This is a genomic window from Acinetobacter sp. (genome assembly GCF_041919735.1).
Taxonomy (GTDB): domain Bacteria; phylum Pseudomonadota; class Gammaproteobacteria; order Pseudomonadales; family Moraxellaceae; genus Acinetobacter.
In genome coordinates this window covers 41,510-49,351 of sequence record NZ_JAYRTF010000026.1, presented here as the reverse complement: position 1 = coordinate 49,351, position 7,842 = coordinate 41,510, and the positions used below count along the sequence as shown (strand labels likewise).

Genomic DNA, 7,842 nt, shown 5'->3' with positions numbered 1-7,842 from the left:
GACAATAGCAAGAGTGAACCACCTGATCCCTTCCCGAACTCAGAAGTGAAACCTCTTAGCGCTGATGGTAGTGTGGGGTTACCCATGTGAGAGTAAGTCATCGCCAGCTCATTATTCAAATCCCCCTGACTCAAAAGAGCAGGGGGATTTTTTTATGCGCGATAGAAAAGAAAAAAATAAAAAAGAAGATTCAGGCCGTGCGCTGTGCTGAAAAAACAGCGGAATACCGTGAATCAGCAGTTTTAAAAGCAGGAAATGCTGGAATTGTGCCGGAAAGCATAGGGTTTTAGTCGAATAGAATTGCTGCGAGTGCTGATTTTTTAGACGGAAATTGGATGCATTTCAAATTTTGCGCTAAAAGGATGGTGAAAGCTGACAATCTTTATATCAAATCATCTATTGTCTGATTGCTCATGGCTGATTTTTAATCCATTGATATGTATATAAAATAAAACTGGACCGCAGGTTCATCATTTAATTATTAAGCAAATATTTCTCTTTTCTATAGCTTTTTCTGACATTTTATTACCAATTAATATTCTGATATTTCAAAGGTATAGGTTGATACCTTTGAAATTTTGGACAAAAACCATCCCAAACCGCATTGTAATCCAAAATTAATCTCACAATTGGAGGTGAGTTCTAATGCCGGCAAACACAATGAATGTGAATGATGTCGTTGACCATGCAAAATTTTCAAAATCACACTTAAGCATCATGCTGTGGTGCCTGATTTTAATTTTATTCGATGGCTATGATTTGGCGATTAACGGGGTGGCTTTGCCTTTGCTGATGAAGGATTGGGGACTGACCACCGTTCAGGCGGGAATGCTGGCCAGTACGGCATTGGCGGGCATGATGTTCGGCGCCATGCTGTTTGGTACTTTGGCGGATAAAATTGGACGTAAAAAAGTCATTATGATCTGTGTATTTTTATTTAGCGGCTTTACCTTTGCTGGCGGATTTGCATCCAATCCGACAGAGTTTGGCGCATTGCGCTTTTTGGCCGGTCTTGGCATTGGCGGCGTATTGCCCAATCTTGTGGCTTTAACCTCGGAATATGCGCCTAAAAAGCTGCGCAGCACGCTGGTGACAACGATGTTCAGCGGCTATGCCATGGGCGGCATTATGGCGGCGCTGTTCGGCGCTTGGTTTACCCCAAGTTTCGGCTGGCAGATCATGTTTTTTATTGCAGGGGTTCCGCTGCTGCTGCTGCCATTTGTTTGGAAATTCTTGCCTGAATCTTTGACGTTCTTGGTTAAAGTGAAGCGTGATGATGAAGCGCGTCAAATGCTGAAAAAAATATCTCCAGAACAATCCATCTCTGATCATACTCAACTGGAGTTGTCTGAGATTGCGGTGCCAGGCGGCACAACAGTCAAAGCGCTGTATCAGCAGGGACGCGGTGTAGGGACTGCATTATTTTGGCTATGTTTTTTCATGTGCTTATTAACGCTGTACGCTTTGGGCAGCTGGCTGCCAAAATTGATGATGGCGGCAGGCTATTCTATGGGCAGCAGCTTGATGTTCTTGATGGCAATGAATATCGGCGCTGTGATCGGCACAGTGGGCGGCGGCATTTTGGCGGATAAGTTCCATTTGAAGCCGGTGATCATTATTTTATGTTTAGCGGGCGCAGTTGCGCTGTCATTGCTGGGCTTTAAGTCACCGCAGCCGGTAATATACTTCCTGGTTGCCGTGGCCGGCGCCTCTGCCATTGGTTCGCAAATTTTGCTGTATAGCTATGTAGCGCAGTACTATCCGCTTTCTGTGCGCTCGACAGGCATTGGCTGGGCGTCTGCGGTTGGCCGTACTGGCGCGATTGTGGGGCCTATTTTAATCGGCATGCTGTTGGCGAAAGAATTGCCGCATCAAATCAACTTTATGGCAGTGGGCATTCCGGTCATTATTGCAGCCATTGCGGTTTTCTTTATCCGCAAGAGTGAAGCTGAAGTGCAGGAAGCAGCGCCTGCTGAGAAAGCGTTAAAAGCGCAGCGTTCCTACAGCTGATTTTCAGCGTATGTTTTAAAAGGCTCATCCTGTATGGGCCTTTTTTATTTTCTAAGCAGAAATGCCTTGGCTGCTCTTATGGACTCAATGCTATTTTGATGAATGAGGCGCATAGAAAAAAGCCCCTAACATCCTGTTAAGGGCTTTTTCGTATCAGTTTTCGACTGGATTCCGATCCGGTCTAAGCGTCCTGCTTTCTTTAATTTTATTCTTTTAATTTTGCTCTTTAGAAACATCCTGTCTCTGTATGGTTTAACTATAGTTTGATCTTATCCTGCTGAATAGCACTGATTTCCGTCAGACTCTGTAAGTTTAAGCGTACAAAGGAACCGGCAGATTAAAAATGCGCATCAATGCCGAGGTAGGGCCCTTTAAATTTAAATTTGGTTTCGGTATCTGCATCTCTATCAATTTGCATCTCTAAAATGCGGTAACCGGCTTTTGCGCCAATATCCACCAGTGCCGTCTCTACAAAATTGTATTTTAAATCGATTTGCGCATCTGTGATTCGATCATCAGATAAGGCAGCTACACTGACTTCAGCATTGGCGCTTAAGCCCGTAAATGGCAATTTTACTCCGCCTTGCGCATAGAACATTGGCAGATTTCCGCTTAAATCCTGCACGGCCATATAGTTTCTACGGATATTGCCATCCAGGCGCTTAAGTCCAAATCCGGCATCCAAATTGACAAGATTGTCCAAAATTTCGTAATACAAAATAAAGTCAGTGTAATCCAGATCAAGCTGATTTCTGTGTATACCATCACTGCTTTCCTGACTGTCTGCTTTCAGGTTCGTGTGCTTGATTTTAGCGTTGGGTAAAAATGGAATAGGATGCTCGAAGGCGGCTGAAAAGGCCAAACTGTGATCATCATCTAATTCTGAATTTGTTGGAATCTGCTGAGGATGGTTCATATCCGCATTGTATTGCCAATAATCAATATTTGCTTTTAAAGCAATGACATCTGCATGTCCTTGATTCAAAGCCGCTAAACCTAAAACAGCCCCAATCAGCGTGATTTTTTTCATTTTTTCGTTCCATCGATAGCATTTTTTTTGCATAAAACTTCTTCAGCTTGCTTAAAATATCAGCAGCATCGCGCGCATGATAGCTTGAAAGTGAGCTGATGCAAAACGTTTTTGACTGAGGGAATAGGCGGATATTTCAGACGGTTTTAAACCGCTTGATCATCGTTCAAAAAATCAAATCAAAAGAGGATAAGCATTGGCCTATCGATGTCCGCAGCTGTTTCAGGCAAGACTGCTATCGCCATGTCCAGCGTAAATGAAGTGCCATCAGTGGGGCAGCGGCTGGATTGATCTTTGGACGGCCAGCGCTCAGCATTTTGATTGATAAAACCCAAGGGATTGGCAGTTTAAAAACATTCCTAAAAGTTTGTTAATTTATAAAAAATAATGTATAAAAAATAAGCTGATAATTTGTGCAATTGAATAGAAATATATTATGAATCGTGAATATTTCAGCCATAAATTACAGAAAAATGAATTAAAAAACGGTATTGTTGAACTCATATAAGGGCGAATATCTGGCTAAAACTTTAAGCAAGAATTAGCAGAATTTTCCTGTTTGCAATTGGCCGATATTGCTCAAAAGGCAGTGTGCTCGTTCCAGACATTCAGAATTATTTTTAAGGGTACTTTTTTTGACTGCGAGATAACCCAATAAAAAGCAGCATCTAAAGATGCCTATATCTAGGTGTTCTATGTCAGATAATCGTGAAAGCTGGTCGGCGCGATCAGGATTTATTATTGCAGCTGTTGGTTCAGCTGTAGGTCTCGGAAACATTTGGCGTTTCCCCTATGTTGCCTATGAAAATGGCGGCGGCGCATTTTTAGTGCCGTATTTAATCGCTATTTTTGCTGCCGGTTTACCATTGCTGTATTTAGATTATGCTGTGGGCCATAAGTTCCGTAAGGCGCCGCCTACGGCCTATAAACGGCTCATGAACTCTGAAGCCTTAGGCTGGTGGCAAGTGATGGTGACCTTGGTCATCGGGATCTATTATGCCAGCGTCTTGTCCTGGGCTGGCAGCTACATGTTCTACTCGATTGGCCAGCAATGGGGCACAGATACGCAAAGCTTCTTTTTTTCCACCTATTTGCAAAATGGTGAAGGCTTAGCGCTTGGTTTTGTTCCAACCTTATTTTTTGGATTGGTGATCGTCTGGGCCGTGGTGATGTTCATTTTATATGGCGGCGTACGCCGCGGTGTTGAACTGGCCAATAAAATCTTTATGCCATTGCTGGTGGTGCTGTTTACCATTTTGGTGATTCAGGCCTTGCGTTTGCCTGGCGCATCAGCCGGCTTGAATGCCTTCTTTACCCCAAACTGGGAAGCGATGACCAACTATAAAGTGTGGTTAGCGGCCTTTGGACATATTTTCTTCTCACTGTCGGTGGGCTTCGGGATTATGTTGACCTACGCTTCTTATTTGAAGAAAAAAACCAATTTAACCGGTTCAGGCTTGGTGGTGGCATTGGCCAACTCATCTTTTGAAATCTTGGCGGGGATCGGGGTGTTTGCTGCGCTTGGCTTTATGGCTTACAGCTCAGGTTCTTCAGTACAAGAGGTGGTTTCAGGCGGGATTGGCTTGGCCTTTATTGCTTTCCCTAAAATTATTTCCAGTATGGGAACGGGCGGTGATCTTTTTGGCTTCTTATTCTTTGCGTCATTAACTGTTGCCGGGATCACCTCAATGGTGAGCATCCTGCAGGTGCCGATCGCCGCGTTCCAAGATAAATTGAACTGGTCGCGCAAGAAAGCCGTGACGCTGATTGCAGGCAGTTCAGCAGTGGTTTCGACTCTTATTTTCTCAACTCATAGCGCGATTACCTTTGTCGATATTATTGATTACTTTGCTAATAATATTGGGATTGTCGGCGGCGGCTTGCTGTCGATTATTTTGGTGTCTTGGTTCCGCCGTCCGCTGATGAAGCAGCTGCAAGCGCATGTGAATCAATATTCAAGCTTGAAATTAGGCAAGGGCTGGAACTTCCTGCTCACGGTGATTACGCCTTTATCTTTATCGATTGCTCTGGGTTTAACCATCAAATCGATTATTGCAGAAGGCTACGGCGGTTACGCTGCGCAAATTTTATGGATCGTGGGCGGCAGTACGGTGGCGCTGTTTATTTTGGGCGCAATTGTATTTAGCTGTTTAAAAGACAGCAGCACTGGGGAGGACAACTAAGATGAACACTTCCGCAATGATTATGATGGCGATTTCGATTATTCTGCTCTGGGGCGGCCTGATTTTAGCCATGCTGCATTTGGCGAAACACCCGGATGAGGAAGAAGATTAATCATCAAAAATGAAATAAAAAAGGAACCTTATCGGTTCCTTTTTTATGCGTGATTCTTTAAAGAATCACTGACTAAAAATAAACAATGTTTTAAGCCGTTTTTTCAATACGGCAGTAATAGAAGCCATCGCCAAAATGCGTTTCAGGCAACAGCTGGCGGCCATGAACTTGTTTCAGGCCCCATTTTTCTTCAATGTTAATTTCTTTCGCATCGGTATGATCCGCAAAGAATTGCATCATTTGCTGCTCATTTTCCGCTTTCAGAATCGAGCAGGTGATATACAGCAGCGTGCCGCCCACTTTAAGCTGCTGCCACATGTTGTCCAGAATCTGTTTTTGCAGTTCGACGGTTTGCTGAATGTCGGAAGACTGGCGCAGCAGTCGGATATCCGGATGGCGGCGCATCACGCCAATCGCTGAACAAGGCGCATCCAGCACGATGCAGTCTACAGGCTCATTGGCAGTCCATGACGTGGCGTCTGCAGTAATGATTTCTACATCTGCATGCGCATTGAGTTCAAGCCGCTCTAAATTTTCCGACACCCGCAGCAAACGTTTTGCGTCATGATCCAGCGCAATCAGCTTTTTAGGATCAAAGCGCTCTAGAATATGCGCAGTCTTACCGCCCGGCGCCGCGCAAGCATCCAGCACGACTTTGCCGTTTAAATTCGGCAGCAGCAGGGCGCAGAGCTGCGCATGTTCATCCTGAACCGAAAAACCGCCTTCTTCAAAACCTGGCAGCTGGGTAATATTGGCGGTCTGTTCCAGCACGATGCCAGCCGCAGAAAGATCGCATGGGCGGGCATCAATCTGTTCTTCATCTAAAATTTCAAGATATTCATCGCGGCTGATTTGGCGTTCGTTGACACGCAGCGTCAGCGGAGCGGTCTGCTTCAGATTTTGGCAAAGCTCCGCCAGCTGTTCCGGCCAATCTTTTTTCAGGCGCTTGAACAGCCAGCTTGGCAGGCCATGGCTGGCGTTTAATGCCGCTTGAAATTCTTCAGTTTCACGTGAAACACGGCGCAGGATCGCATTGACCAATCCGCTCATCGGCTCAAAGCCCATTTGCTTCACCGCATTCACTGTTTCAGAAATGGCCGCGTGGGCCGGGATGCGCGTGCATAACAGCTGATACAAGCCCAAATACAGGCAGCTTTCCAGCGCCTCATTGTTCAAAGGCTTGGTCAGCAGCGGCAATGTAATGGCTTTTAATGAATACCACTGGCGCAGGCAGCCCAATGTCAGCTCATGATATAAAGCGCGGTCCCGCTCGGAAACGATGTTGATATGCTGGTTTAAAACCGAGGCCAGAGATTGGCCATTTTGCACCGCCAATAATGTTTTGACGACTTGCGCGCGCAAATTCAAATTTTTTGATGATGATTGAATTTGACTCATGCGAATGTATTTCCTGCTGCTAATTTTTGAGTTTGGTTAACTTGAACGGGGTTGAGGGCTTTGCCGCCTGGCCATTGCAAGCTGGTCAGGCAGATGGCTTTTTCATCGCCGCAAGCGACATGCACGCCGTGCTTATCCAGCAGCAAAATCGTGCCGGCGGCTTTGCCAAAGGCATCTTGTTCGGAAAGCTGTGAATTCCAAACGCGCAAATTATTTTGTTCATCGAGGGCAATAAATGCCACCGGCCATGGATTAAATGCACGAATATTGCGGTCAATCTGTGCCGCATCCAAAGTCCAGTCAATTTTTGCTTCCGCTTTGGACAATTTATGCGCATACACGGTGAAGGCTTCGTCTTGAACTTCACGGCCGTCTAAATAGTGTTTTAGGCTGTCTTCAGATTCGAGCACTTTGACGGTCGCTTCTGCACCTTGTACAGCCAGTTTGTCATGCAAGCTTGCTGAGGTATCTGTGGCTTCAATCGGGCAGATGGTTTTATACATCATGTCGCCTGTATCCAAACCGGCCGCCATTTTCATGATGGTGACACCAGTCTCGGCATCACCGCTAGCAATCGCGCGTTGAATCGGCGCTGCACCACGCCAGCGCGGCAGCAATGAACCATGAATATTCAGACAGCCATATTTCGGGGTGTCGAGCACGGCTTGCGGCAAGATTAAACCATAGGCTGCAACCACCATTACATCGGCATTGAATGCTGCCAGTTCAGCTTGCGCCGCCAAACCTTCTTCAGTTGAAGATTTGAAATGCAGCGGCTGATACACCGGAATGCCGTGTTCTAAGGCCAATTGCTTTACAGCAGAGGCAGTGAGTTTTTGTCCACGTCCAGCTTTGCGGTCAGGTTGAGTATATACCGCAACGATGTCATGTTGAGTGTTCAGCAAGGCAGCGAGTGCTGTTGCGGCAAATTCTGGTGTACCGGCAAAGATGATTTTCAATTCGTAACGCCCGTTTGGTTCAATTCTGTGAGCATTATAACAAAGGATGAAAAAGGAATTTGAGGCATTGGAGAATTGATTTTAAAAATGGATCTTTCCTCTGAATAAATAGCATAAACAGCACTATTTCATAACCCAATTTTGTAAATT

Annotated in this window: 6 protein-coding genes and 1 rRNA gene; 4 read left to right on the top strand and 3 right to left on the bottom strand. The window is 45.4% G+C overall.

Annotated elements, in window-relative coordinates:
• A 5S ribosomal RNA gene (gene rrf, locus ACE3T3_RS13730) occupies positions 1 to 109 on the top strand; the annotation flags it as partial.
• A gap of 536 nt (positions 110 to 645) precedes the next feature.
• Complete coding sequence (locus ACE3T3_RS13725) at positions 646 to 2,010, top strand: MFS transporter (protein ID WP_374667856.1); 1,365 nt, start codon at positions 646 to 648, stop codon at positions 2,008 to 2,010.
• 337 nt (positions 2,011 to 2,347) lie between these two features.
• Here ACE3T3_RS13725 and ACE3T3_RS13720 read toward each other — a convergent pair whose 3' ends face one another.
• The gene (locus ACE3T3_RS13720) at positions 2,348 to 3,040 is read right to left on the bottom strand and encodes a TIGR04219 family outer membrane beta-barrel protein (protein WP_374667854.1); all 693 of its coding nucleotides are present in this window, start codon (positions 3,038 to 3,040) and stop codon (positions 2,348 to 2,350) included.
• A gap of 695 nt (positions 3,041 to 3,735) precedes the next feature.
• Here ACE3T3_RS13720 and ACE3T3_RS13715 point away from each other — a divergent pair.
• Positions 3,736 to 5,223, top strand: coding sequence for a sodium-dependent transporter (locus ACE3T3_RS13715; RefSeq protein WP_374667852.1), 1,488 nt, complete (start codon positions 3,736 to 3,738; stop codon positions 5,221 to 5,223).
• 1 nt (position 5,224) lies between these two features.
• Positions 5,225 to 5,335: a methionine/alanine import family NSS transporter small subunit gene (locus ACE3T3_RS13710; protein ID WP_374667850.1), complete on the top strand. Its 111-nt coding sequence runs from the start codon at positions 5,225 to 5,227 to the stop codon at positions 5,333 to 5,335.
• A 90-nt stretch (positions 5,336 to 5,425) separates the two neighbouring features.
• On the opposite strand, the gene rsmB is transcribed toward ACE3T3_RS13710, so the two are convergent.
• Positions 5,426 to 6,733 carry a 16S rRNA (cytosine(967)-C(5))-methyltransferase RsmB gene (gene rsmB, locus ACE3T3_RS13705; protein ID WP_374667848.1) on the bottom strand — a complete coding sequence of 436 codons (1,308 nt, stop codon included), beginning with the start codon at positions 6,731 to 6,733 and terminating at the stop codon, positions 5,426 to 5,428.
• Entirely contained in the window at positions 6,730 to 7,692 is a 963-nt protein-coding gene (gene fmt, locus ACE3T3_RS13700; protein ID WP_374667846.1) for a methionyl-tRNA formyltransferase, read from the bottom strand. Before fmt ends, rsmB begins: the two co-directional genes overlap by 4 nt.
• Positions 7,693 to 7,842: the final 150 nt, after the last annotated feature.

Excerpts from the sequence above, each read along its gene's own strand:
- ACE3T3_RS13720 (WP_374667854.1), bottom strand. The coding sequence starts at position 3,040 with ATGAAAAAAATCACGCTGATTGGGGCTGTTTTAGGTTTAGCGGCTTTG.
- ACE3T3_RS13715 (WP_374667852.1), top strand. The coding sequence starts at position 3,736 with ATGTCAGATAATCGTGAAAGCTGGTCGGCGCGATCAGGATTTATTATT.
- ACE3T3_RS13725 (WP_374667856.1), top strand. The coding sequence starts at position 646 with ATGCCGGCAAACACAATGAATGTGAATGATGTCGTTGACCATGCAAAA.
- ACE3T3_RS13710 (WP_374667850.1), top strand. The coding sequence starts at position 5,225 with ATGAACACTTCCGCAATGATTATGATGGCGATTTCGATTATTCTGCTC.
- rsmB (WP_374667848.1), bottom strand. The coding sequence starts at position 6,733 with ATGAGTCAAATTCAATCATCATCAAAAAATTTGAATTTGCGCGCGCAA.